Source organism: Clostridium sp. LIBA-8841 (genome assembly GCF_034439435.1).
Lineage (GTDB): Bacteria > Bacillota > Clostridia > Clostridiales > Clostridiaceae > Sarcina.
Window position 1 is genome coordinate 651,271 of record NZ_JAPCKJ010000001.1, and the last position, 26,084, is coordinate 677,354.

General features: G+C 30.3%; 25 protein-coding genes. All 25 read right to left on the reverse strand.

The window, feature by feature from the left end:
• Nucleotides 1–63 precede the first annotated feature (63 nt).
• Entirely contained in the window at nt 64–759 is a 696-nt protein-coding gene (locus OIF33_RS02675) for a ClpP family protease (protein ID WP_322502681.1), read from the reverse strand.
• 53 nt (nt 760–812) lie between these two features.
• Nucleotides 813–2,009 carry an aspartate kinase gene (gene dapG / locus OIF33_RS02680; protein WP_322502682.1) on the reverse strand — a complete coding sequence of 399 codons (1,197 nt, stop codon included), beginning with the start codon at nt 2,007–2,009 and terminating at the stop codon, nt 813–815.
• A gap of 13 nt (nt 2,010–2,022) precedes the next feature.
• Entirely contained in the window at nt 2,023–2,298 is a 276-nt protein-coding gene (locus tag OIF33_RS02685; RefSeq protein ID WP_322502683.1) for a YlmC/YmxH family sporulation protein, read from the reverse strand.
• Nucleotides 2,299–2,432: 134 nt separating this feature from the next.
• Nucleotides 2,433–4,541 carry a polyribonucleotide nucleotidyltransferase gene (locus tag OIF33_RS02690; RefSeq protein WP_322502684.1) on the reverse strand — a complete coding sequence of 703 codons (2,109 nt, stop codon included), beginning with the start codon at nt 4,539–4,541 and terminating at the stop codon, nt 2,433–2,435.
• A 91-nt stretch (nt 4,542–4,632) separates the two neighbouring features.
• Complete coding sequence (gene rpsO, locus OIF33_RS02695; RefSeq protein ID WP_322502685.1) at nt 4,633–4,896, reverse strand: 30S ribosomal protein S15; 264 nt, start codon at nt 4,894–4,896, stop codon at nt 4,633–4,635.
• A gap of 115 nt (nt 4,897–5,011) precedes the next feature.
• Nucleotides 5,012–5,941, reverse strand: a complete 930-nt coding sequence (locus OIF33_RS02700) for a bifunctional riboflavin kinase/FAD synthetase (RefSeq protein ID WP_322502686.1) — start codon at nt 5,939–5,941, stop codon at nt 5,012–5,014.
• Nucleotides 5,942–5,944: 3 nt separating this feature from the next.
• A complete protein-coding gene (gene truB / locus OIF33_RS02705; RefSeq protein WP_322502687.1) occupies nt 5,945–6,829 on the reverse strand; it encodes a tRNA pseudouridine(55) synthase TruB in 885 nt (294 codons plus the stop codon).
• A gap of 3 nt (nt 6,830–6,832) precedes the next feature.
• The gene (locus tag OIF33_RS02710) at nt 6,833–7,786 is read right to left on the reverse strand and encodes a bifunctional oligoribonuclease/PAP phosphatase NrnA (protein WP_322502688.1); all 954 of its coding nucleotides are present in this window, start codon (nt 7,784–7,786) and stop codon (nt 6,833–6,835) included.
• Nucleotides 7,787–7,789: 3 nt separating this feature from the next.
• On the reverse strand, nt 7,790–8,140 hold the full coding sequence (rbfA, locus tag OIF33_RS02715; protein ID WP_322502689.1) for a 30S ribosome-binding factor RbfA: 351 nt from the start codon (nt 8,138–8,140) through the stop codon (nt 7,790–7,792).
• Nucleotides 8,141–8,157: 17 nt separating this feature from the next.
• A complete protein-coding gene (gene infB / locus OIF33_RS02720; RefSeq protein ID WP_322502690.1) occupies nt 8,158–10,197 on the reverse strand; it encodes a translation initiation factor IF-2 in 2,040 nt (679 codons plus the stop codon).
• 29 nt (nt 10,198–10,226) lie between these two features.
• On the reverse strand, nt 10,227–10,529 hold the full coding sequence (locus OIF33_RS02725) for a ribosomal L7Ae/L30e/S12e/Gadd45 family protein (RefSeq protein WP_322502691.1): 303 nt from the start codon (nt 10,527–10,529) through the stop codon (nt 10,227–10,229).
• Nucleotides 10,522–10,788 carry an RNase P modulator RnpM gene (gene rnpM, locus OIF33_RS02730; protein WP_322502692.1) on the reverse strand — a complete coding sequence of 89 codons (267 nt, stop codon included), beginning with the start codon at nt 10,786–10,788 and terminating at the stop codon, nt 10,522–10,524. The genes OIF33_RS02725 and rnpM overlap by 8 nt, the downstream gene beginning before the upstream one ends.
• Before the next feature lie 27 nt (nt 10,789–10,815).
• The gene (gene nusA, locus OIF33_RS02735; RefSeq protein ID WP_322502693.1) at nt 10,816–11,916 is read right to left on the reverse strand and encodes a transcription termination factor NusA; all 1,101 of its coding nucleotides are present in this window, start codon (nt 11,914–11,916) and stop codon (nt 10,816–10,818) included.
• Between the two features lie 18 nt (nt 11,917–11,934).
• Nucleotides 11,935–12,399 (reverse strand): ribosome maturation factor RimP, encoded by a 465-nt coding sequence (gene rimP, locus OIF33_RS02740; RefSeq protein WP_322502694.1) that lies wholly within the window; start codon nt 12,397–12,399, stop codon nt 11,935–11,937.
• 232 nt (nt 12,400–12,631) lie between these two features.
• Nucleotides 12,632–16,981 carry a PolC-type DNA polymerase III gene (locus OIF33_RS02745; RefSeq protein ID WP_322502695.1) on the reverse strand — a complete coding sequence of 1,450 codons (4,350 nt, stop codon included), beginning with the start codon at nt 16,979–16,981 and terminating at the stop codon, nt 12,632–12,634.
• Nucleotides 16,982–17,058: 77 nt separating this feature from the next.
• Nucleotides 17,059–18,108, reverse strand: a complete 1,050-nt coding sequence (gene ispG, locus OIF33_RS02750; RefSeq protein ID WP_322502696.1) for a flavodoxin-dependent (E)-4-hydroxy-3-methylbut-2-enyl-diphosphate synthase — start codon at nt 18,106–18,108, stop codon at nt 17,059–17,061.
• A 19-nt stretch (nt 18,109–18,127) separates the two neighbouring features.
• On the reverse strand, nt 18,128–19,135 hold the full coding sequence (gene rseP / locus OIF33_RS02755) for an RIP metalloprotease RseP (protein ID WP_322502697.1): 1,008 nt from the start codon (nt 19,133–19,135) through the stop codon (nt 18,128–18,130).
• Between the two features lie 11 nt (nt 19,136–19,146).
• On the reverse strand, nt 19,147–20,301 hold the full coding sequence (gene dxr, locus OIF33_RS02760; protein WP_322502698.1) for a 1-deoxy-D-xylulose-5-phosphate reductoisomerase: 1,155 nt from the start codon (nt 20,299–20,301) through the stop codon (nt 19,147–19,149).
• 500 nt (nt 20,302–20,801) lie between these two features.
• Nucleotides 20,802–21,116 carry a DUF3784 domain-containing protein gene (locus OIF33_RS02765; protein ID WP_322502699.1) on the reverse strand — a complete coding sequence of 105 codons (315 nt, stop codon included), beginning with the start codon at nt 21,114–21,116 and terminating at the stop codon, nt 20,802–20,804.
• A gap of 21 nt (nt 21,117–21,137) precedes the next feature.
• A complete protein-coding gene (locus OIF33_RS02770; RefSeq protein ID WP_322502700.1) occupies nt 21,138–21,530 on the reverse strand; it encodes a DUF3887 domain-containing protein in 393 nt (130 codons plus the stop codon).
• Nucleotides 21,531–21,532: 2 nt separating this feature from the next.
• Entirely contained in the window at nt 21,533–22,276 is a 744-nt protein-coding gene (locus OIF33_RS02775; protein WP_322502701.1) for a YhfC family intramembrane metalloprotease, read from the reverse strand.
• An 11-nt stretch (nt 22,277–22,287) separates the two neighbouring features.
• On the reverse strand, nt 22,288–23,601 hold the full coding sequence (locus tag OIF33_RS02780) for a sensor histidine kinase (RefSeq protein WP_322502702.1): 1,314 nt from the start codon (nt 23,599–23,601) through the stop codon (nt 22,288–22,290).
• Nucleotides 23,602–23,611: 10 nt separating this feature from the next.
• A complete protein-coding gene (locus OIF33_RS02785; protein WP_322502703.1) occupies nt 23,612–24,319 on the reverse strand; it encodes a LytTR family DNA-binding domain-containing protein in 708 nt (235 codons plus the stop codon).
• Nucleotides 24,320–24,499: 180 nt separating this feature from the next.
• Nucleotides 24,500–25,294 carry a phosphatidate cytidylyltransferase gene (locus tag OIF33_RS02790; RefSeq protein WP_322502704.1) on the reverse strand — a complete coding sequence of 265 codons (795 nt, stop codon included), beginning with the start codon at nt 25,292–25,294 and terminating at the stop codon, nt 24,500–24,502.
• A 17-nt stretch (nt 25,295–25,311) separates the two neighbouring features.
• Nucleotides 25,312–26,073: an isoprenyl transferase gene (locus OIF33_RS02795; RefSeq protein WP_322502705.1), complete on the reverse strand. Its 762-nt coding sequence runs from the start codon at nt 26,071–26,073 to the stop codon at nt 25,312–25,314.
• Nucleotides 26,074–26,084 lie beyond the last annotated feature (11 nt).

Below are 26,084 nucleotides of genomic sequence, written 5' to 3' on the forward strand. Positions count from 1 at the left end.
ATACATAAAAGAGTATAAATTGTCAAAATATTTTTATATTACATAAATAGAACCATAGAAATTCTATGGTTCTGCATTATAAGCTTCTATTAAGCTATTTAATTTATCTAAGGCTTCTTTAACACCGCCAACCTCGTTTATTAATCCACACTGAACAGCCTCTTCTCCAACGAGTATTGTACCCATATCATTTAAAAGCTCATCAGTTTGCATCATCATTTCCTTAAGTACATCTAACTTTATACCTGAAGTTCTTATTATAAATTCATTTATTCTCTCTTGCATTTTGTTAAAATATTTAAATGTTTGAGGAACACCTATTACAAGCCCATTCATTCTTATAGGATGTACTATCATCGTTGCTGATGGTGAAATAAAAGAGTATTGTGATGCTGTTGCTAAAGGAACACCTATAGAATGTCCTCCTCCAATAACTAATGACACTGTTGGCTTAGTTAAACTTCTTATCATTTCAGCAATAGCTAACCCGGCTTCTACATCTCCTCCAACGGTATTTAAAACAAATAATATGCCTTTTATTTTATCATTTTGTTCTAAATCAATTAATTGAGGAATCATATGTTCATACTTAGTTGTTTTTGTTTGTGGTGGTTGGACGCTATGACCTTCAATCTGCCCTATTATTGTCAGAACTTGTATGTTAGAGTCTTCCTTTTTGTTTTCAGGCAAAATAGCTCCAACTTCTTTTATTTCTTCTATACTCTTATTTTTATTTTCATTTTCTTTATTATGTTCCATTTATCTCCCTCCTGTATCATTGTTATTTTATACAGAAAGGAAATTTATATACATTATTTCATAAAAGCTCTATGAAGTGCTTTTATAGCTTCTTTTACATTTTTACTTTCAACAAGACACCATATTGTCATATGTGAATCTGCTGTTTGTAAAACTTCTATATTTTCCTTATCTAAAGCTCCAACTATTTTTGCCATAACCCCAGGAATTCCTCTCATTCTTGAGCCAACTATGGCTATAGTACTTAAATCTTCTACTAAGCTATACTTTAGATTGCTCTTTTCCATAATATTTTCAAATAATTCCTTAACCTTTGAATCTATTGTAAACACCTTTTCTTTAGGAAAAATATTTATTAAATCTAAGCTTATTTTATTATTTGCAAGACTTTCTAAAACAGTCTTATAATTAGGATTATTTTTATTTTCATCAGACTTTATAGAAACTTGTATTCTATTTGATTGATGAGTTATTCCTGTTATAAACTTAGTGTTATTTACATCTCCTAAACTGTCTATCATTGTACCTTCACAAGAGCTCATAGTGTTCTTTATTACTAAGGCAACATTACCTTTCATAGCTATTTCTACGGCTCTTGGATGAATAACTTTAGCCCCTTGGTCTGCTAATTGGAAGACTTCATTATAACTTATTTTATTTATAAGCTCAGCCTCTCCAACTATTCTTGGATCAGCAGTCATTATTCCATCAACATCTGTATATATTTCAATCTCTTCAGCCTTTAATGCTACTCCTAACACAGCTGCTGTAGTATCACTACCCCCTCTTCCTAAAGTTGTTAAAAATCCATTTCTGTCAACACCTTGGAATCCAGCAACAACAGGAACTTTTCCTTCTTTAAGTACATCTAATATTAATTTAGGATTTATATCTATAAAATCTGCACTTGAATAATTATTATCTGTAAGTATTCCTGCATTTCCTCCTGTTAAAGGAACTGCTTCTATATTTGCATTTTTTAATTCATCACTCATAACAACAGTACTTATGATCTCTCCACATCCCATAAGTAAGTCTGTAGCTAATTTATTTTCTTTTTTAAATTCTTCTGATACTAGTCCTAAAAGTGTATCAGTTGCATAAGGCTCCCCTTTTCTTCCCATAGCAGATACAACAACAACCGGTACGTATCCCTTATTTATTGCCTCTTTTACTTTTTCTACAACCATAGTTCTTCTTTCTTTAGTTGATACAGAAGTACCCCCAAATTTTTGTACTACTATTTTCAAAATCCCCACGCTCCTATAGTTTTGTTTTTCTTATCATATCGCTATCTACATCTAATATTATGGTTTTAGCGCCTATTCTTTTTACATTTTCCCACTCAATTTCTAAATATTCATCTGAGTTAAAAAGATTAAACTTTCCACCACCTAAATTTACTATTAAATATTTTAGCTTTCCCTCTTCATCTATAATAACATCATTATTTATAAGTCCGCTATATTTTTCACCATCATTTATATTTATAATTTCATATCTTTCTATTTCGCTCAAATATTTAATATTATTACTCATAAAACATACCTCCACTTATTTATTAAAACAATAAATAATATGTTACTATTAACAAATATATGTCAAATTACTCTTAAAAGAGGTAAGCTTTATGAATAAGAAAAAAATAAAAAGGCAATAATAATTGCCTTTTACTATTGCTGTTTATTTTCTTCTTCAGCTTCTTTTATTGCATCTTTTCTTGAAAGATTTATTCTTCCTTGAGAATCTATTTCCGTTACCTTAACTAGAATTTCATCTCCAACAGATACTATATCTTCAACTTTTTCTACTCTCTTAGCATCTAACTTAGAAATGTGTACTAAACCTTCTTTATTAGGTAACACTTCAACAAAAGCACCAAATTGGGCAATCTTTGTAACTTTACCTAAGTAAATTTCCCCGGCTTTAACTTCTTTAGTTAAACCTTCAATTATTTTAATAGCTTCTTTAACACCTTCTGTTTCAGATGATGAAACATAAACTAATCCATCTTCTTTTATGTCTATCTTAACACCAGTATCTGCTATTATTTTATTTATAACTTTTCCACCAGCACCAATTACATCTCTTATTTTTTCAGGATCTATTTGTAAAGTTGATGTCTTAGGTGCATATTTTGAAACTTCTTCTCTAGGAGCTGGTATGCATTCTTTAATCTTATCTAAGATCATTAATCTTGCTTTTCTTGCTCCGTAAATGGCATCGTGTATAACTTTCTCTGAAAGTCCTGCTATCTTAGTATCAACTTGGATTGAAGTTATTCCTTCTTCAGTTCCAGCTACTTTAAAGTCCATATCTCCAAAGAAATCTTCTATACCTTGAATATCTGTTATAACTTCTTCCTCTGTTAAATCTTTTGAAGTTATTAATCCCATAGCTATACCTGCTGCTGGTCTCTTTATTGGAACACCTGCATCTAGAAGAGCTAATGTACTACCGCAAACTGAAGCCTGTGAAGTAGATCCATTTGAACTTAAAACTTCTGATACTAATCTTATTGTATATGGGAACTCAGCTTCTGAAGGTATAAGCGGTTCTAAAGCTCTTTCTGCTAAAGCTCCATGACCTATTTCTCTTCTACCAGGTCCTCTTAATGGTCTAACTTCTCCTACACTGTATGCTGGGAAGTTATAGTGATGCATATATCTCTTAGACTCTTCTTCACTTATACCATCAAGTATTTGTATTTCACTAATTGATCCTAAAGTTGCAACAGTCATTACTTGAGTAAGTCCTCTTGTAAATACGCCTGTTCCATGTGTTCTTGGAAGTATTCCAACTTCACAATCTATATTTCTAACCTGATCGAAAGCTCTTCCATCTGGTCTCTTGCCTTCTTTTAAAAGCATATGTCTTACAACTTCTTTTTGAATGTTGTAAACAGCTTCTCCAATATCAGACATATTATCTGGATATTTTTCTTCAAATTCTGCATTTATTCTAGCTTTAACATCATCCATAGCAGCATTTCTTTCATCTCTGTCAGTAATGTGCATTGATTCACTAATCATATCAAATGCGAATTCTTTTACTGCTTCCTCTATTTCAGCTGGTACTTTATGTAGTTCTGGCACTTTTTTCTCTTTACCAAACATACTTATAGCTTCTTCTTGGAATTTTATTATATCTTGACACTTATCAAAACCAAATTTGATAGCGTTAATCATTGTTTCTTCTGGGATTTCATCTCCACCAGCTTCAATCATCATAGATCTTTCCTTAGTTGCACAAACAGTTAATTGAAGTGAGCTTTCTTCTCTTTCCTTTGATGTAGGGTTTAATATGAATTCATCTCCGATTAATCCTACTTGAACTGCAGCTACTGGAGTATTAAAAGGTATGCTTGATAAACATAATGCCATTGACGCAGCATTTATAGCTAATATTTCAGGAAGGTTATCATTTTCTACTGAAACAACTGTACATACTACTTGAACATCATTTCTATATCCTTTTGGGAATAAAGGTCTTAAAGGTCTGTCTATAGCTCTACCATTTAGTATAGCTTTTTCTGAAGGCTTTCCTTCTCTTTTTATGAATCCACCTGGTATTTTACCAACTGAATATAATCTTTCTTCATATTCAACACTTAGTGGGAAAAAGTCTATTCCCTCTCTTGGTTTTTCTGATGCATTTACATTTGTTAATATTACTGTATCACCATAACTCATTAGTATAGCAGCATCTGAAAGCATTCCTAATTTTCCGAACTCAACTTTCATTGGTCTTCCTGCTATAACAGTTTCATGTGTATGATTCATATAAATACCTCCTTTCGGTATATAAAGACTAAAATTTTACAATATTAATATTTTTAAAATAATAGAGCGGTAAAAAACCCGCTCTACTAAATTATCTTCTTAATCCTAATTCTTTGATTATAGCTCTGTATCTTTCGATATCTTGCTCATATAGGTAGTTTAATAAACCTCTTCTTTGTCCAACCATCATTAAAAGACCTCTTCTTGAGTGGTGGTCTTTTTTGTGTGTTCTTAAGTGATCAGTTAAAGAGTTTATTCTTTCTGTTAATAACGCGATTTGAACCTCTGGTGAACCAGTGTCTCCTTCGTGTCTTGCATGTTTAGCTATTATTTCTTGTTTTCTCATTTTATCCATTGTTACACCTCCGAAAAATTATCCCCTAGTTCCAAGAAAAAAGACGGTTACCCTTAAATCTTAGAGTTAGGTTCTATATGATTATATCAAAACTCGCTTTTCTTGTAAATCTTTATTACAAAGAAATTTTTATGTTACTTTTTTCTGCGAAATTTTTATCCTTAATCAACTGTTCTTTTAATTCTTCCAAAGAATTAAATCTCTTTTCATTTCTTATTTTACTTATAAAGTAAAGTTTTATATTCTTTCCATATATATCTTCATCAAAGTTTAGTATGTGAGTTTCTACCGTAATATTCTTACCATTTACCGTAGGATTATTCCCTACTGAGGTTATCCCTTTATAAATTTTTTTATCAATACCTACATTAGTATAGTAAACTCCTATTTTAGGTAGTATTCTTTTTTCATCAGTTTTTAGATTAGCAGTTGGAAAATCTATTGTTCTACCTATTTTTTTTCCACTTACTACTTCACCACTTAAAGAAAAATATCTTCCTAGCATATTGTTAGCATCCTCTAATTTACCTTCTGATAAAGCTTTTCTTATTCTTGTTGAGCTAACAACTTCTGATTTATATGTAAATGGTTCTATAACACAAAGTTCTATTCCTTTTAGATTACATAATTCCTTAAGCAATCTAACATCCCCCTTATTCTTATGACCAAATCTATAGTTAAAACCTACAACTATTCCCTTTACATTATAGTTCTTTATAAGATTATCTATAAACTCTTCAGGCTCTAACTTCATAAACTTTTTATCAAATTCAACAAAGCTACTTAAATCAACTTTTAAATCTTCAAGAATCTTTATTTTTTCGCTCAAAGTACTTATAAGCTTTGGAGCTTCTTCTTTATTTATAAAAGTCCTTGGATGATTTTTAAAGGTATAGATCATGCTTAATGAATCATTATTCTTAGATAACTCAATACTTTTATTTATTAACGCTAAATGACCTTTATGAATCCCATCAAAACTACCTAAAGCTACATAGGTACTTTTTTGAACCACTCTCTTAAAATCATTGTTTATTAAAATCATTGACTACTCCTCTATCAGTAATTTCTCTAATTTAAATCCTTTTTCATCCCTTTTTCCTAATCCTAAAAAGACACCATTATCTTCATATACTCTGTATAGCTTATTTAATTCAACATCTCTACTATACATCCTGTTATCAAATACTTTAACGCCATTTCTTAAAAGCTTGCTAAATTTTTCATTTACAGTTATCTTTTCAAAGTCATCCAAAGCTTCTTCTATAGAAATAAGATATTTTTCTAAAATCTCTTCTGTTAAATCGTCTATATTTATAGCTTCTTCCTTTGTAAATGGACCATTTTGTATTCTCTCTAAAGCAGTCATTGTTGCTCCTACATCTAACTTTTCACCAATGTCAAAGCAAAGACTTCTTATATATGTTCCTTTAGAACAACAAACATCCATCTGTATATTATCATTTGATTCTATTTTTATATTTTCAATAGAATAAATAGTAATTTTTCTAGCCTCTCTATGAACCTCTATTCCTTGGCGCGCTAATTCATATAATCTTACTCCATTTTGTTTTAAAGCAGAATACATAGGTGGAACTTGATCTATTGTTCCTACAAAAGAATTTATACATTCTAATATTTCATCCTTTGTTATGTGCGAAGCATCCTTCTCCTTTAAAACTTCCCCTTCTAGATCATAGGTATCAGTAATCATTCCAAGCTTTAAATTCACTCTATAGACCTTTTTATTTTCCATTATATAATCTATAATCTTTGTAGCTTTTCCAAGACAAACAGGTAAAACTCCAGAAGCCGCTGGATCTAAAGTCCCTGTATGCCCTACCTTTTTCATCTTTGCAACTCTTCTTATCATGGCTACAACATCAAATGAAGTCATTCCCGTATTTTTATATATGTTAATTACTCCATTCATATGTTACACCATCTCTTTTGCAAGTATTTCTAATATTTTATTTTTAGCTTCATCCATAGTTACATCTTTAATGAATGCTCCTGCAGCCTTTGTATGACCACCGCCACCGAAGTTTTCTGCAATCTTTCTAACATCTAAAGCATCTTTTGATCTGAAACTAACTTTTACTCCTTCATCTACCTCTTTAAGAAGTATACATCCTTCTACTCCTTTTATTTGGTTTCCTAAGGATACAACATCTGAACTATTTTGTACATCTTCTCCAATAGAATCTAACATCTCTTTAGTAATTCTCATAAGAACTATTTTATTATTACAAACTAACTCCATATCTCCTAAAACTAAAGACATTAATTTCATCTTAGCGAAAGGCTTATTATCAAATATATTTCTATGAATCTCATCATGTTTTATATAGTTGACTAGTTCACCGGCTATTATATGTGTTCTTTCAGTTGAATTTGAATATCTAAAAGAACCTGTATCTGTTATTAAAGATGTATATAAACATTTAGCTATATCTTCATTAATCTCAATCTTTAATTCCTTTAATAACATAAATATTATTTCAGCCGTTGCTGCTGCTTCAGTATCAACATAGTTAATATCACCATATTTATCATTTGATAAATGATGGTCTATGTTTACTAAGTTTCCTTTGAATTCACTTAAGTCTGCAGAAATTCTCTCGACGTTTCCACAATCTAAAACTATAACACAATCTGTATCTTCTGATGGTTTTATAACCTCTCCAGTTATTTCCTCAGCATAAGGCAGAAAGCTTAGGTTATCTGAGACTAAGTCCTTAGAGATAACATAAGCTTCTTTACCATAATTTCTGATACCTTGAAGTAGTGCTAATACACTACCCAAGGCATCACCATCTGGAGATACATGATATGTTATACCAATTTTTTCACTTTTATTTATAATTGATATTACATCATGAAATCTCATTTTTTATTTCTCCTTGATTTTGTGTAGCAATGATTCAATGTACATTGCATTATCTATAGAATTATCTTCTTCAAATAATATTTCAGGAGTACTTCTTAGCTTAACTCTATTTCCAACTTCTCTTCTTATGAATCCAGCTGAACTTTTTAGAGCTTTTAAGCTTTCCTCTTTTTCTTCTTCATTTTTAGCGAATAGGCTAACAAAAACTTTAGCGTATCTTAAGTCTTTAGTAACTTCAACATGAGTTACACTTACCATAGCTGTTAGTCTAGGGTCTTTTATTTGGTTTCTTATGATATCACTTACTTCTTTTCTTACTTCTTCGTTTATTCTTTTACCTCTGAAGTTAGCCATATAAATCACCTCTTTAATTAAAGTTCTTTTCTTTCTATAGCTTCCATAGTGTATGCTTCGATGATATCGCCTTCTTTAATATCATTGAATTTTTCTACGCTGAATCCACATTCATATCCAGCATTAACTTCTTTAACATCATCTTTAAATCTCTTTAATGATGCTAATTTAGATTCAAATATTACGATACCTTCTCTTATAACTCTTACATCTGCATTTCTAACTAATTTACCAGTTAATACATATCCACCAGCAATTGTTCCAACGTTAGAAATTTTGTAAGTTGCTCTGATTTCTGCAGTTCCTAATACAACTTCTTTGTATTCAGGATCTAACATACCAATCATAGCTGATTTAATATCTTCTATAGCATCGTATATTATTCTGTAAGTTTTAACTTCAACACCATCTCTCTCAGCAGTTGAAATTGCATTGTTATCTGGTCTAACATTAAATCCGATAACTATAGCATTAGAAGCTGCAGCTAGTGTTATGTCTGTTTCACTTATAGCACCAACAGCACCATGTATAACTCTTACTTTTACATCATCAGTTGATAATTTTTCTAATGATGCTTTTATAGCTTCAACAGATCCTTGAACGTCAGCTTTAACTATAACTGAAAGTTCTTTAACTGATCCTTCTTTTATTTGGCTATATAAATCTTCTAATGAAACTCTATGTGAAGTTGCAAAATTTTCTTGTCTTACTTTTTCTTTTCTTGCTTCAGCCATGTTTCTAGCAGTCTTTTCATCTTTAACAACTGTGAATCTATCTCCTGCAGCTGGAACTTCTGAAAGTCCTAAAATCTCTACTGGAATTGATGGACCTGCTGATTTTATTTTCTTACCAGCATCATCAAACATAGCTCTTATTCTTCCATAAGTTGATCCAACAACTATTGAATCTCCCATATTTAAAGTACCATTTTGAACTAATAATGTAGCAACTGCTCCTCTACCCTTATCAAGTTTAGCCTCAACAACTGTACCTTTAGCTCTTCTACTAGCATCTGCTTTTAACTCTTGCATCTCTGAAGTTATAAGAACCATTTCTAATAAAGTATCAATGTTCTCTTGAGTTTTAGCTGAAACTGGTACTGCGATTATATCTCCACCCCAGTCTTCAACAACTAATCCATGCTCAGTTAACTCTTGCTTAACTCTTTCTGGGTTAGCTCCTTCTCTATCCATTTTGTTTATAGCTATTATCATAGGAACATTAGCTGCTTTACAGTGGTTTATAGCTTCTACAGTTTGTGGCATGATTCCGTCATCTGCTGCAACAACTAAGATAACTACGTCTGTTATTTGAGCACCTCTAGCTCTCATTGCTGTGAAAGCTTCATGTCCTGGTGTATCTAAGAATGTTAAAGTTTCTCCATTTACTTCAACAGTGTAGGCACCTATATGTTGAGTAATTCCACCAGCCTCTGTACTTGTTACTTTTGCTTTTCTTATAGCATCAAGTAATGAAGTCTTACCATGGTCAACGTGACCCATAACTGTTATGATTGGTGGTCTCTTAGCAAGATTTTCTTCTTCTACTTCAGTATCTTCTTCGAATTCTTCTAAAGTATTTTCTTCTTCTTTTTCATAAACTGCAACCTCATACTTTTCAGCAACTTTTTCAGCTGTTTCGAAGTCAATTTCTTGGTTTATAGCAGCCATTACTCCTGTAAAGATTAAAGTTTTTATAACATCATTAACTGGTTTATTTAATTTCTCAGCTAATTCTTTTACTGTTATAGTCTTTCCGATTTCAATAACTTCAACATCTTGCTCGTCATTATCTTCATCGTCATTTTTCTTTCTCTTTTTCTTCTTCTTAGCAGCGTTATTTACTTCTTCAGCTAATTCAGCTTCATACTCTTCAACTAATTCGCTATTTCCTTCGCTACCTGCTAAAAGTTCTTTTATTAATGCAGCATCTTCATCTTCTATAACGCTCATGTGGTTTTTAACCTCAACGCCGAACTCATCCATTAATACATTTATAAGAACTTTACTTGGAACTCTTATTTCTTTTGCCAATTCATAAACTCTTATTTTTGACATATATTCACCCCCGAAAAATTTTAGATGAACTAATTATTATTAGAATATGATAAAAGTTTATTTGCCATATTCTCATCAGTTACTCCTAGTATATTGATTTCATATCTACCAATACTATATCCTAACTCCTCTTTTGAGAAATTATCAACATATGGTATGTTGTACTGTTCACAGTACTTAATAAATTTTTCTTTTGAACGACTTGAAATACTGTCTGAAAAAATAAAAAGATAAATTTTACTTCTTTTCATTTCCTCTTCACATTTATTATAACCTTCCAAAAGTTTTCCTGCTCTTTTAGTAAGTCCTAAAAAATTAAGAAATTTATCCATTCACTATCTCATCTCTCAATCTATCATAGACTTGATCTCCAATATTTGTTTGAAGATTCTTGTTTAATCTTTTTGCCTTAAATGCTTTTTCTAAACATTCAACACTTTTACAAATGTAAGCCCCTCTACCTGACTTTTTCCCTGTTAAATCTACTGAAACTTCACCTTCAGCATTTTTAACAATTCTTATCATTTCTTTTTTAGGCTTCATTTCCATGCAACCATTGCACATTCTCATCGGAATTTTTTTTGGTTTCATTTTGTCACCTCCAAAGTCTAGAAGTTATTATTCTTCTATTATTATCTCTTCTTCAACAACAACATTTTCTTCTTTTAATAACTCTTCTGCTTTAGATTTGCTCTTTATGTCTATTTTCCAACCAGTTAATTTAGCTGCTAATCTAACGTTTTGTCCTTCTTTACCTATAGCTAATGATAATTGACTATCTTCAACTATAACCTTAGCTGATTTAGTTTCTTCGTCTGCTTCTACGCTTATAACTTTAGCTGGACTTAAAGCATTTGATATATATTCAGCTGGAACATTGCTCCATTTTATTATATCAATTTTTTCATTTTTAAGCTCATCAACTATGTTTTGAACCCTAACACCCTTAGGTCCAACACAAGCTCCCATAGCATCTACTGATTCATCATTTGAGTAAACAGCTATTTTAGTTCTTGATCCAGCTTCTCTAGCTATGCTCTTTATTTCAACTATTCCTTCATATATTTCTGGAACTTCTAATTCAAATAATCTTTTAACTAAGCCTGGATGTGTTCTTGAACATAATACTGAAGCACCTTTAGATGTTTTTTTAACTTCAACTACATATAATTGTAATTTTTCATTGAAGTTATACTTTTCTGTAGGCATTTGTTCGTTTGGTCCTAAAACACCTTCTATTTTTCCTAAATCAACAAATACATTACCTTTATCTTTTCTTATTACTGTACCAGGTAATATGTCAAACTCTTTTTCTGCAAATTCTGAATAGATTACATTTCTCTCAGATTCTTTTATTCTTTGGATAACCATTTGCTTAGCAAGTTGTGCAGCAACTCTTCCAAAGTTTTTAGGCGTTACTTCTATTTCTACTATATCATCTAATTGATAAATAGCACTAACAGCCTTTGCATCTTCTAAGCTTATTTCTGTTACATCATCATAAACTTCTTCAACAACAACTTTTTGAGCATAAACATGGATTTCTCCTGTTTTCTCATCACGTTTTACCTTTACATTTTGTGCAGTTGTTCCTGAGTTTGAAAAGTTTTTCTTATAAGCTGCTATTATAGCATCATCTATAGTTTCTAATAAAGCCTCTACTGAAATACCTTTCTCTTTTACTATTTCAGATAATGCCCCTAGAAATTCTTCATTCATTTTTAAACCCTCCTTAAATTATATCTCCCCTTCAAGGTTCGCTGTTTTAATTTTATCTTTAGGAACTTTAATGTCATTCCCTTCACATTCAACTACTATGTTGTCTTCTTGTACATCTTTAAGAATTCCTTTTACGTTTTTTCTACCACTTAAAGAACTCTTAAATCCAACAAATACTTCACTTCCAATAAATCTATTAAAATGATCATCACTATGTAAATTTCTGTTTAATCCTGGTGATGAAACTTCTAAGAAGTAAGCATCCTTTATTGGATCTTCTATATCTAGCATTTCACTTAATGCTCTACTTACAATTTCACAATCTCTTAGAGAAATTCTTTCCTCTGGCTTTTCTATATATAATCTTAAATAGTATTCATTATTTTCTTTTACATATTCTATATGATATAAATCATATCCTTTTTCTTCAACTATAGGAGCACAAAGTGCTTCAAGATCAGCTACAAGTTGCTCTTTTTTCATTATACTTCCCTCCCTTATTAAGTTTTAAGTCTTATCTTTATTGTATCCAATAAAGTAAATACCTATTAACTTATATAATAATAGGTATGCAAAAACGCAACTTTTTTCTAAGTTGCGTTACAAATAGAAAGAGCGGGCTTTTCTGTCCCACTCCTTTACCTCAAACTATTAGTAAAAAACTTCTACTTATATAGTAACATAGTATATTTTATATTACAAGAAATTTTTGAAATTAGCCAAATAGACTAAGTTGGTTACTTTCTTGCATTCCTTCTAAGCATCCATGGTTATCTAAAGTTTCTATTACAGTCTTTGAAACTTTAGATCTAAGCCTTAAATCTTCCTTTGAAATAAACTCACCATTTACTCTACATTCAACTATACTTTTTGCTGCATTATCTCCAACTCCTTGGAGAGCATTTAATGGTGGTCTTATTCCATCTTCTTCTATCTTAAACTTAGTTGCCTCTGATTTATATAAATCAACCTTTAAGAATTTTAATCCTCTCTTATACATTTCATAAGAAAGTTCTAAAATCGTTAAAAGTCCTTTTTCTTTTACAGATATGTTGTTTCCAAGCTTATTTAACTCCTCCATCTTAGCTTCTATAGCCTGCTCACCCTTACATATTAAATCAGCATCAAAATCATCTGCTCTAACAGTGAAATATGTTGTATAGTAAGCTTCTGGATAATAAACTTTATAATATGCTATTCTAACAGCCATCATGACATATGCAACAGCATGCCCCTTAGGGAACATGTATTTTATTCTTTTACAAGATTCTATATACCAATCCGGAACTTTTTTTTCTCTCATTATGGCTTCATCTTCTTCACTAAGACCTTTACCCTTTCTTACTTTCTCCATTATGGTGAAGGCTGTTTTTGGAGGTAAGTCCTTATACATAAGATAAACCATAATATCGTCTCTTGTTGCAATACAGTCCTTCAGAGTTGTATATCCTTCTTTTATAAAGTACTGTGCATTGTTAAGCCAAACGTCAGTACCATGTGAAAGTCCTGATATTCTCACAAGGTCTGCAAAACTCTTAGGTTGAGTATCAACAAGCATTTGTCTAACGAATTTAGTACCGAACTCAGGAAGTCCATAACTACCAACTTCACATCCTAATTCCTCTTTAGTTACCCCTAAAGCATCTGGTGAAGTAAATAAACTTATAACCTTAGGGTCATTTAAAGGTATTGTTTTAGGATCTAAGCCAGTTAAATCTTGAAGCATTCTAAGAACGGTAGGGTCGTCGTGTCCAAGTATATCAAGTTTAAGAAGTCTACCACTTATAGAGTGGTAATCAAAATGAGTAGTTATAATATCTGTGTTAACATCGTCTGCTGGATGCTGTATTGGACAGAAGTTATATATCTCGTTATCACTTGGAACAACCATGATTCCTCCTGGATGCTGTCCACTAGTTCTCTTTATTCCAGTACATCCAATAGTAAGCCTTTCTATTTCAGCTTGTGATACTACTAAATCTCTTTCTTGAAGATATTTTCTAACATATCCATAAGCAGTTTTCTCAGCCACTGTACCTATTGTTCCAGCTTTAAATACATATCCTTTTCCGAAAAGAACCTCTGTGTACTTATGTACAACCGCTTGGTATTCTCCAGAGAAGTTAAGGTCGATATCAGGCTCCTTATCCCCTTCAAAACCTAGGAATGTTTCAAATGGTATATCATGACCATCTTTAATATATTCAGTTCCGCATTCTGGACAATTCTTATCTGGCAAATCTGCTCCTGAACTTACGGATCCATCTAAGAAAAATTCAGACTTTTGACAATTAGGGCAAACATAATGAGGAGGTAATCCATTAACCTCTGTTATATCTGACATTGTTGCAACGAAGGATGAACCAACAGATCCTCTTGAACCAACTAGATATCCATCTTCTAATGACTTAGCCACAAGCTTTTGGGCTATAAGATAAAGAACGGCATATCCATTATTTATTATGGAATTTAATTCTTTATCTAATCTTTTTTGAACAACATCAGGAAGTTCCTTACCATAAATACTATGAACCTTATTCATAGTCATTTCTCTTATTTCTTCTTCAGCCCCTTCAATCTTTGGAGGGAATGTTTCATCTGGTATTGGTTTTACTGCCTCAACCATATCAGCTATCTTTTGAGTATTTTCTATTACAACTTCCTTACAAGCATCTTCTCCTAAATACTCAAATTCCTTCATCATTTCATTTGTTGTTCTGAAGTATAATGGTGGTTGATTGTCTGCATCTCCATACCCTTGACCAGCCATTATTATTCTTCTAAATACTTCATCATTAGGATCTAAGAAATGACAATCACATGTAGCAACTACTGGTTTATCCATTTCCTTTCCTAAATCATATATTTTTTTGTTTAATTCCTTAAGTTCTTCCTCATCCTTTACATTTCCTTTTCTTATAAGAAATTCATTATTTTGTATCGGCTGAATTTCTAAATAATCATAGAAAGAAGCAATTTCTTTTAATTCCTCATGAGTTTTCCCTTCTAAAACAGCCTTATATAATTGACCAGCCTCGCAAGCTGAACCAATAATTAATCCTTCTCTATATTCAGTTATTACACTCTTCGGAAGTCTTGGTCTTCTTGCAAAATAATCTAAATGAGCCATAGATACTAATTTATATAAATTCTTAATTCCAACTTGATCTTTAGCTAATATTATTATGTGATGAAGAGGAAGTTTTCTAACATCTATATTTGATAAATACTTTTCATTCAAAGACTTAACATCATGAATATCCATTTCTTCTTTCATCTTTTTAAATGAAACCTTTAAAATTTCTGCAGTAGCCTTGGCATCATCAACAGCTCTATGATGGTTTTCTAAGCTTATTCCTAAGTGCTTAGCAACAAGATTTAATTTAACCTTCTTTAAATCTGGATAAAGATATCTTGCCAAAGGAACAGTATCCATAACAGGATTTTTTAAAGTTTCCCCTAAATCAGCTAAATTTTTCTTTATAAAACCAACATCAAAGGCAGCATTATGAGCTACCATAATAGCATCTCCAACAAACTCCATAAACTTTGGTAAAACTTCATCTATAGTAGGTTTACCATCAACCATATTCTGAGTTATGCTTGTAAGTTCTGTAATTTTATATGGAATAATAACTTTTGGGTCTACAAAAGCACTAAATGAATCAATTATTTCTCCATCTTTTAATTTAACAGCTCCTATTTCTATTATTTTATCATTCTTGCTAGAAAATCCTGTTGTTTCTAAATCGAATACTACGTACTCATCATCAAAGCTTTCATCATGCCCATTAATAACTATAGGTGTTCCATTATCCGCTAAGTATCCTTCTACTCCATAAATAACCTTTATATTATTTTTCTTAGCTGCAATCTGAGCATCTGGGAAGGCCTGAACCACACCATGATCTGTTATAGCGACAGCCTTATGTCCAAACTTAGCCGCTCTTTCAACAATTTTACTAGCTGCTGTTACAGCATCCATAGAACTCATAGTTGTATGCATATGAAGCTCTACTCTTTTCTCCTCAGCCGTATCCATACGCTCTATCTTAGTAAGTTTGTTTATATCCCTAGCCATTATTACAACTTCTTTAGCATAAGGGTCCATAGTAGCTTCCCCTCTTACCTTGCAATAAAGTCCTTTTTTAACATTCTCTAATACATGTTCCTTATCTTTATCTCTCAAGAAACACTTAACAGCTATGGAACTTGTATAATCTGTTATAAAGAATGTAAGAATTATTCTACCTGTCTTAGTTTCAAATATATCAGTTTTAAACACATCTCCAGCAACAGTTACTATTCCAGAACCCATATCAATCTTACTTATTTCTATGGTATCACCCTGAATATTTCTTCCAAGAATAGTGTTTTCATTTTTAGGTTCATCCTTATATGATTTCTTCTCATATGAACCTTTGCTTCCTCCACCTGTTTTTGGTTTATTATCTACATTTTCCTTTTTAAGAGGTTTTTCTTGAGAAACTTGAGCCTTCATAGTTTCTATAACCTTTTTAGCTATTTCCTTATTTTCATTTATCTTTTCGTCATTGTAATTTTTATTAGCTAAAGATTCATCATATTTAAACTCTATAAAAGAATTAATTCCAAAAAATGATTTTATATATCCCTTTAATTCTTTATCTATGTTTTTCTTATTAACGAAGGTACATAAGAACTCTGAGCCATTTCTTATAATTAATTTCTCCTCTTCAATCATTATAGGAGAATTAAGTAAAATATTTTTTAAAATAGGATGTTTGTCTATAATTTTTTCACATACGTGATTCCAATGTTGATCTACTACCTGTTTTAAAGTTATATCAGAAATATCTATGTAATACATAAGTTCTATATTTATTTCAAATCCTATGGCCTTCTTTATGTATTGCTTTATTATTTTTTTCTGTTCCTCTGATAATTGTTCCTTACTCTTTATTATAGTTCTCAAAGTATTGCTCTTTTTCAATAACTGAAACTTAGTTATTTCAAACTCTAAGTCGCTCAGATTTTCATCTGATCTTATAGACCTGTTAATCTTTTTGACAAACTCATTACTCAAAATCTAAGCCTCCTTTGAATTAAATGTTATTTTATCTATATACGACATAAAGAAGGGATAAGAATCCCTCCTTTAAATTATATTGTTTCTATTATTTTTATAAGCTCTTCAACTAAGTCTTCTTCTTTTACCTTTTTAATTATTTCACCTTTTCTAAAGATAAGTCCTTCTCCCTTACCTCCAGCTATTCCAATATCTGCTTCTCTTGCCTCTCCAGGACCATTTACAACACATCCCATTACAGCAACCTTTATGTTCTTCTTACAAGAACTTAATCTTTCTTCTACTTCTTTAGCTATGTTTATTAAATCGATTTGAGTTCTTCCACATGTAGGGCATGATATAAACTCTATTCCTTCTTTTACATAACCAAAGTTTTTAAGAATTTCTTTACCTACTTTTATTTCTTCAACAGGGTCTCCTGTTAAAGAAACTCTTATTGTATCACCAATTCCTTCTGCAAGTAAAGTGCCTATTCCTATAGCAGATTTTATTGTTCCTCTCCAAGGTGTACCAGCCTCAGTAACCCCTAGGTGAAGAGGATAATTAGTTTTCTGTGATGCAATTCTATAGCTTTCAATCATAGTTTCAACATTAGATGATTTCATTGAAATTACTATATCATGAAAATCTAATTCTTCTAATATTTTAACATGTTCTAATGCACTTTCAACTAGGGCATCTGGGGTAGGCTTTCCGTATTTTGCTAAAAGCTCTTTTGATAATGACCCTGAGTTAACCCCTATTCTTATAGGAATATTCTTTTCCTTACAAGCTTTTACTACAGCTTCAACCTTTTCTCTTGATCCAATATTTCCTGGATTTATTCTTATTGCTGAAACTCCATTTTCTATTGCTTTTAAGGCTAATCTATAATCAAAATGAATATCTGCAACTAATGGTATATTTATTTTTGCCACTATATCTTTTATAGCACAAGCTGCATCCATATCTAAAACTGCACATCTAACAATATCACATCCAGCTTCTTCAAGATCCTTTATTTGTTTAACTGTAGCTTCTACATCTTTTGTATCTGTATTGGTCATAGATTGAATGGAAACTCTAAAGTCTCCTCCAACAAATATGTTTCCAACCTTAACCTTTCTAGTTTCTTTTCTATTCACTATTAATCCCTCCAAAGTTCTATAGTATCGGGAATATTATATCCTTTATAGTAACTAATACCATAAGTCCCATAAGGAGCATGAATCCGACGGTATTTACAGCATCAATATATTTAGCCGGTATTTCTTTTCTAGTTATCATTTGAATAAGCTCTATAAATATTCTTCCACCATCTAAAGCTGGGAATGGTAAAAGGTTAAATACAGCTAACTGAACACTTAAGAATGCCATAAACCATAAAAGATTACTTGCTCCTGCTTTTGCTGCTTGCCCTGACATCTTAATTATGGTAACAGGACCACCTACATCTGTTTTAAGGTTAGCTTCTCCTGTAACAATAGTTTTTAATGCAATAAATGCCTGAGATACAAGACTTCTTGTTTCATTAAAACCTTGCTTTATTCCTTGAAGCAAAGTAGGATTTTCAACAACACTATAGCCTATTCCAACTTGATACATTCCATGCTCATTTGCAACCGGCTGTACTGTTTTACTTAAGACTTCATCGCCTCTTTTTATTTCTAATTCAACTGGATTTCCCTTAGCTAAGGCTAATCCTACTCTAAAATCATCAGTTGTGTAAATTTTATGCCCATCTATCTTTAGGAATTTATCTCCCTGTTCAATTCCTATTTCCTGAGCTGGTGAATTAGGTACTACGCTTGCAACTTTATTTTCTGCAAAACCAGAACTCATAGCTAACCCAATAAATATTATAAGGGCTAATACATAATTCATAAAGGCCCCTGCACCCATAACAAGGATTCTTTGTAATGGTGTCTTAGCATTTAAGCTTCTTGAATCCTCACTATCATCCTCTTCACCAAGCATTTTAACAAATCCACCAAAAGGAAGGATTCTTAAGTTATATTCTGTTTCTCCAACTTTTACACCAAAAAGCTTTGGGCCCATACCAATAGCAAATTCCTCAACATAAATTCCATTTAATTTCGCTACAATAAAATGTCCAAGCTCATGAACTAAGATTAAAGCACTAAATGCTAATAAAGCAAAAATTATATACACCCTTTCCCCTCCTAATTATATTTTTCATATATATATTTTCTTACCTTTTTATCTAAATCTATTACATTATCAAGAGTAACCTCTTTGTTGTAATCAAACTTATTCATACATTCTTCTATTATTTCTGGTATTTGTAAATACGTTATTTTCTTATTTAAGAATAACTCAACGCAAACTTCATTTGCACCATTTAATATTGTTGGCATAAGTTTTCCCTTTTCTCCTGCTTCATAAGCTAATTTTAAGCATTTGAAAGTATCTAAATCTGGCTTCTCAAAAGTTAATTCTCTAATTTTGAATAAATCTAACTTTTCACTTATATTACCCTCTCTATTTGGATAATTTAAAGCATATTGAATTGGTAACTTCATATCTGGTACGCCTAATTGAGCTATAACTGCTCCATCAGTATATTGAACCATAGAATGAATTATTGATTGCGGATGAACTACAACCTCTATATCTTTATAAGGACAATCAAATAACCAATGAGCCTCTATAACTTCTAAACCTTTATTCATTAAAGTTGATGAATCTATTGATATCTTTTGTCCCATATTCCATTTTGGATGCTTAAGAGCTCTTTCTGGAGTTACTGATTTTAAATCTTCTATAGTAAATCCTCTAAAAGGTCCTCCAGAAGCTGTTAAAAGTATTTTGTCAATTTTGTTATGAGCATTTCCTTGTAATGATTGGAATATAGCACTATGCTCAGAATCTACTGGAAGTATTTTTACTCCATTTTCTTTAGCTTCTCTCATAACAAGCTCGCCTGCTACAACTAAAGTTTCCTTATTTGCTAAAGCAATATCTTTTCCTTTTCTTATGGCCTTAACTGTTGGTTTTAATCCAATCATACCAACTACAGAAGTAACAACAATGTCAATCTCATCTAAAGTAGCAACTTTGACTAAGCCTTCCATACCATAGATAACTTCACATTCTAATTCTTCCTTTTTCACTAAATCCACAAGTTTTTCATAAGATTCCTTATGATTTATCGCAACATATTTAGGTGAAAATTCTTTTATTATATCTAATGTTAAATCTATATTTCTATTAGCTGTTATTCCAACTAATTCAAAATCTTCTTTATGAAATCTTATTACATCTAAAGTTTGAGTTCCTATAGAACCGGTTACCCCTAGTATAGATATTCTCTTCATATTCTTTCCTCCTAAGTTCTTCCTTAAACATACTAGACTAAAATTCTCTACTTAGCCTATTATACTATTTTATATCATTATATCTCTAAATACAATAATATACATTTATTATGTATTCTTTTAACAAAGATTTATATATTCTCTGCTAATTTTAGTTTTTTATTCAAATTTCGTTCGCTTCAATATAGTGAATTCCCTTAGGTATTGATTTAAGTTATAACTTAACAAGCCTTCATACTTATACATAATAAATATATTATATTTATTTCTGAATATTCTACATTAGATTATTTTACTATAAATATTTCTTCATATATCACTAAATCACTTTTTTCCTTTTAATGTCCTCTTTATGATATTTTATTCAGTTGCAAAACCGCATTTTATTATATAAGAAGGAGTTTTTTTATCCTCATAGCTATAAGCATTTTTATACCCACATCTGACTATGTATTTGCTAAATACAATAAAAAGCATGGACTAACCATGCTTTTCAAACATTATTTTTTAAACCTATCCCCAGTATTCATATATATAACTCCACCTAATGTAACAAGAATGAAAATTACACTTACTGAGAAAACAAGTCCATCATATTCAATTTTCAAAATTTCAGTAATAGGTAAAATTAATTGAATTGCTCCTAAAATAAATAAAAACTTTCCCATAAACCTACTTAATTTTTTCTTATCTATCTTTTCTTTTTCTTCTTTACTTGCAGTATTATATCCTGCAATCAAAAAGTTAGCCTTTCCTGATCCTATTACTATGGCTAATCCCCATAAAAGTATTGAAGCTAAAAAATACATAATCATATTACCATTCCCAAATTCTTATTATTTCATATAGATTGCAGTTAATTTTATTTCCTTATTAAAGCCTAATGTAAATTGTGCTTTACCATTTTCATACTTAGCTATTACAGCCACAGCTACTCCTTCTTCAGTTTCCTTAAATAAAATCTTTTTTATCTCTTCATAATTACCTAATTTAGAAGATAAACCTGTATATGCCTCTTCTATCTGCTCTTTAGTTAATATCTTCTTTAACTCATCACTTCCCATATCAACTATATCTTCATATTTTCCCTCTACTAAATAATTCACCACCTCTTCTGACGCAGCTTTTAAATCCTCTTCATTATAATCTGAACTTAATTTTGGAGCTCCACATCCCCCAAATAAAACCCCACAAAAAACTACCATTAAAATAGACATTAATTTTTTCATTTTTAATACACTCCCTTATTTTTCTCAAATACTCTTTTATATTTAATAGTAACTATTAATCCTCCTAAAGCACAAATCCCTACCCATCCTTCAACTAAAAGTATATTTATTCCTAAACTTGATAGTAATACAACTATAAAATCTACAAGTCCATGAAGTATAATAGCTAAGAATAAATATCTTATCTTATTTTTATTAATTCCATATAAGACTATCATTGTTAATCCTATATGAATCATAATTGCAAATATACGTTCAAATCCACCTAGCAAAATATATGGTCCATTTGAATATAAAATATTTAAAACACTTTCATTCCCTTTAGAAATTACTATAAATAAATTTTGCAAACTAGCCATTCCTAATAAAAGCATAGCTTCTATCCCTCCATGACCAATTCCAAAAGCAATTCCATCTATCCACCTTCTATTATTCTTTAAAGCTATTTTAAACCCTAAGTATCTTCCTACCTCTTCAAATACCCCTGCTGTTAATCCAAGAAATATCATAACTATCACTGGATAAAACGTAGACATCTCCATATACCAATCCATCTTGCTTATTACATTGTTCAGAAGAGGTATTCTAAGAATCATTTGAGATATGAAAAATACTAACATCCCTATAAAATATGGCTTTACACATCTATTCTTTTTTCTTATAAAATAAACCAAAGCTCCTATTGGTATTCCAAAACTGATTATTATATTGATTAAAAGATATATAATTATACTTGCTGATTCCATATAACACACCCCTAATTATTAATTGGAATAATTATATTAACTTTAAACTCTCTATCATCAAAATCTATTCTCATGTTTCCCTCATACTTTTCTAAAGCTCTACTTACATTTTCTAATCCAAATCCACTATGATTCTTCTTAGTGCTCTTAAAAAAATTCTTATCTTTTTGAGGCTTATTCCTTAGCGAATTTATAATATTGATAATTATAAAGTTATTAAAAGAATCTATCTTTAATGTTATTTTCTTTTCCTTCTCTACTAAGCTTGTCTCATCAATAGCATTATCTAATAGATTTGCAAAAATAGTTGTTAAATCAATATCCTTAATAAATTCTAAATCTATCTCTCCAACCTTACAGATAAAATCAATGTTATATTTATTAGCTTTAATCATCTTATCGTTTATTATAAGATTTAAAGTTCTATGTTCTGCATATTGTTTTTGAGAGAACTTTTCTAAAAGTTTATACATATCATCAGTATATGTTTTTCCTTTATCACACTGCTCTGATTTATATAAATTTTCTATTGTCTGAAGGTGATTTTTAATATCATGAATTACTTTTCTAGAATTTTTATAGTTATTTTCTAAAGAAGAGTAATATTCATACTGAATTCTAGATTGTTCTTCATAAAGTATCAACTTACTTTTAAGCTCATTATTCTTTGATATTGACTCAAATATATTAGTAATGAATATGTTCAAAATAATTATGGATAATATATTCACCATAATCCAAAGCATATCACTAAGTCCTATATAAGTCTGAAGGTACATCATTAAAGTCATTATATATATAATACTAAATAGTGGCATGACTAAGAAATTAAAATACTGAACCTTTGTTATCTTTTTAATATTTTTATTTTTAAAGTATATTATAAATAATCTTGAAATTCCTAAGTAGGAAAACTGAATAACCAGTGATAATGTACTAATATAAATTATTGGACTATAAAAATAAATTGCAAAACGAGCACAAGCAAGGTTAAATAATAAACTAACAACACTTTGAGTTATTAGCAAGGCTACTACATAAATTGAATAATAAATTATAGCTATCTTTTCTCTATTGTATAAAAAATACCCTATCGATACTGTTCCTAAAAAAGTTACTCCTAAAGTAATCAATCCATCGGCTAAAATTATATTTACGCCAAACAAACTAACAGTAAATATAATATATGCTATTACATATACGTACTTTGGATAAAACTTATTTCTTTTAAATCTACCTAAAAAATCAAATATTATAAAAGTAGAAAAAAATCCTAATAAAAGATTTATTAAACTAGCTAAAATCTCAATTGAACTATTCACCATATCTCCCACCTTAAAGTAAAATGCAGCTTTCTAAAAATATATTTAATTTATCTCTAAAGTAAGTAGCCTTCTTTTGAGATAAAGGAATACTACTTCCATCCATCATGAAAATATCATATCCTTTTATAGATTTAACATATAGCAAGTTCACAACAAAACTCTTATGAGGCATAAGAAAATTATACTTTTCCATCATTTCTGCAATATTAGTTATTTTCTCTCTTATCACATATACCTTTTCTTTTGAATGAATATAAACCTTTCTATCCAAATATTCAAAGTAATATATATCCTTTAGCTCTAATTGTAATACTCCTTCTGTAGTAACAAACTTTATGCTTTCTTCACCTTTCTCTTCTTTTAAATAAGAAACTACCTCCCTTAATTGCTTATGTATCTCTAATTCATCTACTGGCTTATTTAAATATCCAAATGCATGCACTTGAAAAGCTAAATTTGTATAATCAGTATAACTTGTTATATATATTATTTTTACTGATTTATCATATTCTCTTATTCTTTTAGCTGTTTCAATCCCATCCATATTAGGCATGTCAATATCTAAAAATATTAAATCAAACTTATTCTTCTCTTTTATAAGTTCTTCTCCACTACAATAAGTAGTTATTTCATATCTAATTTCTTCAAAACTTTCTATATAACTTTTAGTTTTTTCGATAATAGATTTATCATCATCACATATCCCAATTCTTATCATAGATCTCTCCATCGGTGTAATTTCTAAATTTTGTATCCTAGATTATTTAAATTATATATCCATGAAAATACTATTACAATACGAAGTGCATAAGGTATAGTTTTTTTTACATAAAATACAGATTTTATTAATAAGTATAAATTTTTGCATAAAAAAAATGCTTTAGAAAAATCTAAAGCATTAAATTTTTAATACAAGTGTTAAATAGAAGAATACTATTGTTCCAGCAAATAATATACTGTCAAATCTATCAAGTATTCCACCATGTCCTGGTATTAAGTTACTGTAGTCTTTTATTCCTGCATATCTCTTTATTGATGAAGCAACTAAATCACCAAATTGACAGAATACTCCACATAATATACCTATTATGAAATAATGATATATTGGTATTAAAGAGAAACTATTTGATATTAATATACCAAAAATTCCACAAGCTAGTGTACTTCCTATTATACCTCCTATAGATCCTTCTATAGTTTTCTTAGGACTAACCTTTGGACATAATTTGTGTTTTCCTAAAAATCTTCCTGAATAGTATGCTGCAGTATCACAAAGCCATGATGATAGGAATATTAACCAAACTAGGTATTGTCCACCATTTTTGCTGTTTACTAAATATATGAAGCTAAAGAAAACGCCAACATATATAAAACCTAAAATTGTTACTGCTACATCAATAAAAGTATATTCAATGTCTAGTATTGGAACACATAGTAAAATAAAAGTTCCTATTATAATTAAAAATGATAACACTTCAAAATTATTTGAAGTTAAGTAGTATAATATTAAAAGAATATATCCTGCTATAGATATAGGCTTCATTTTTGCTACTTTAACAGTCTTATAATATTCATATAACCCTGCTAGAGATAAAGCAATTGTAAAACACTTAAGCCAAATACCGCCTAAAAATATAAAGGCAATAAACGGCGCCATAATAAGTGCACCTAAATATCTGCTATTGGATTTCACTAAAATCACCTCAATATTTATTTAATTCCACCAAATCTTCTATCCCTATTTTGGTAATCAAAAATAGCTTTTCTTAAATCTTCTCCATTAAAGTCTGGCCAGTTAATTTGAGAATACCAAAACTCTGAATAAGCACATTGCCATAATAAAAAATTACTAAGTCTTTGTTCTCCACTTGGTCTTATTATAAGATCTGGATCTGGTATCCCTTTAGTATAAAGATAATCATTAAACATAGTTTCATTTACATCCTCTATGCTTATTTTGCCCGCTTGAACATCTTCTATTACAGATTTCATACCTCTAATTATTTCATTTCTTCCACCGTAATTTAAAGCTAGAGTTAAAACTACTCCATTATTATTTGCAGTTTTTTCAATAGCACCTAATATAGCCTTTTTAGGCTCTTCAGGAAACTTGGACAAATCTCCAATAGTTTTAACCTTCACTCCATTTTTATGTAGTTCTTCAATTTCATTTTTTATAAATTCAACAACTAATTTCATAAGAGCATTAACTTCTTCTTCTGGTCTTTTCCAATTTTCAGTGGAGAAAGCATATAAAGTTAAGTATTTAACTCCTAACTTATCACATTCTTTTACAATAGTTTTTATAGTTTTGACACCAGCTCTATGTCCCATAGTTCTTGGAAGCCCTCTTTTTTTTGCCCATCTTCCATTACCGTCCATTATTATGGCAATATGTTTTGGCATTTTATCTTCTATTAGAACTATTTCTTCTGAATCATCATTTCCTTTTTTACTAAAAAAATCTAACATAGAAGGTTCCT

Bases quoted from the DNA above. Each gene is read 5' to 3' on its own strand.
- OIF33_RS02675 (WP_322502681.1), bottom strand. From the start codon at position 759: ATGGAACATAATAAAGAAAATGAAAATAAAAATAAGAGTATAGAAGAA.
- OIF33_RS02685 (WP_322502683.1), bottom strand. From the start codon at position 2,298: ATGAGTAATAATATTAAATATTTGAGCGAAATAGAAAGATATGAAATT.
- OIF33_RS02690 (WP_322502684.1), bottom strand. From the start codon at position 4,541: ATGAATCATACACATGAAACTGTTATAGCAGGAAGACCAATGAAAGTT.
- rpsO (WP_322502685.1), bottom strand. From the start codon at position 4,896: ATGGATAAAATGAGAAAACAAGAAATAATAGCTAAACATGCAAGACAC.
- OIF33_RS02700 (WP_322502686.1), bottom strand. From the start codon at position 5,941: ATGATTTTAATAAACAATGATTTTAAGAGAGTGGTTCAAAAAAGTACC.
- truB (WP_322502687.1), bottom strand. From the start codon at position 6,829: ATGAATGGAGTAATTAACATATATAAAAATACGGGAATGACTTCATTT.
- OIF33_RS02710 (WP_322502688.1), bottom strand. From the start codon at position 7,786: ATGAGATTTCATGATGTAATATCAATTATAAATAAAAGTGAAAAAATT.
- rbfA (WP_322502689.1), bottom strand. From the start codon at position 8,140: ATGGCTAACTTCAGAGGTAAAAGAATAAACGAAGAAGTAAGAAAAGAA.
- infB (WP_322502690.1), bottom strand. From the start codon at position 10,197: ATGTCAAAAATAAGAGTTTATGAATTGGCAAAAGAAATAAGAGTTCCA.
- OIF33_RS02725 (WP_322502691.1), bottom strand. From the start codon at position 10,529: ATGGATAAATTTCTTAATTTTTTAGGACTTACTAAAAGAGCAGGAAAA.
- rnpM (WP_322502692.1), bottom strand. From the start codon at position 10,788: ATGAAACCAAAAAAAATTCCGATGAGAATGTGCAATGGTTGCATGGAA.
- nusA (WP_322502693.1), bottom strand. From the start codon at position 11,916: ATGAATGAAGAATTTCTAGGGGCATTATCTGAAATAGTAAAAGAGAAA.
- rimP (WP_322502694.1), bottom strand. From the start codon at position 12,399: ATGAAAAAAGAGCAACTTGTAGCTGATCTTGAAGCACTTTGTGCTCCT.
- dxr (WP_322502698.1), bottom strand. From the start codon at position 20,301: ATGAAGAGAATATCTATACTAGGGGTAACCGGTTCTATAGGAACTCAA.
- OIF33_RS02765 (WP_322502699.1), bottom strand. From the start codon at position 21,116: ATGATTATGTATTTTTTAGCTTCAATACTTTTATGGGGATTAGCCATA.
- OIF33_RS02770 (WP_322502700.1), bottom strand. From the start codon at position 21,530: ATGAAAAAATTAATGTCTATTTTAATGGTAGTTTTTTGTGGGGTTTTA.
- OIF33_RS02775 (WP_322502701.1), bottom strand. From the start codon at position 22,276: ATGGAATCAGCAAGTATAATTATATATCTTTTAATCAATATAATAATC.
- OIF33_RS02780 (WP_322502702.1), bottom strand. From the start codon at position 23,601: ATGGTGAATAGTTCAATTGAGATTTTAGCTAGTTTAATAAATCTTTTA.
- OIF33_RS02785 (WP_322502703.1), bottom strand. From the start codon at position 24,319: ATGATAAGAATTGGGATATGTGATGATGATAAATCTATTATCGAAAAA.
- OIF33_RS02795 (WP_322502705.1), bottom strand. From the start codon at position 26,073: ATGTTAGATTTTTTTAGTAAAAAAGGAAATGATGATTCAGAAGAAATA.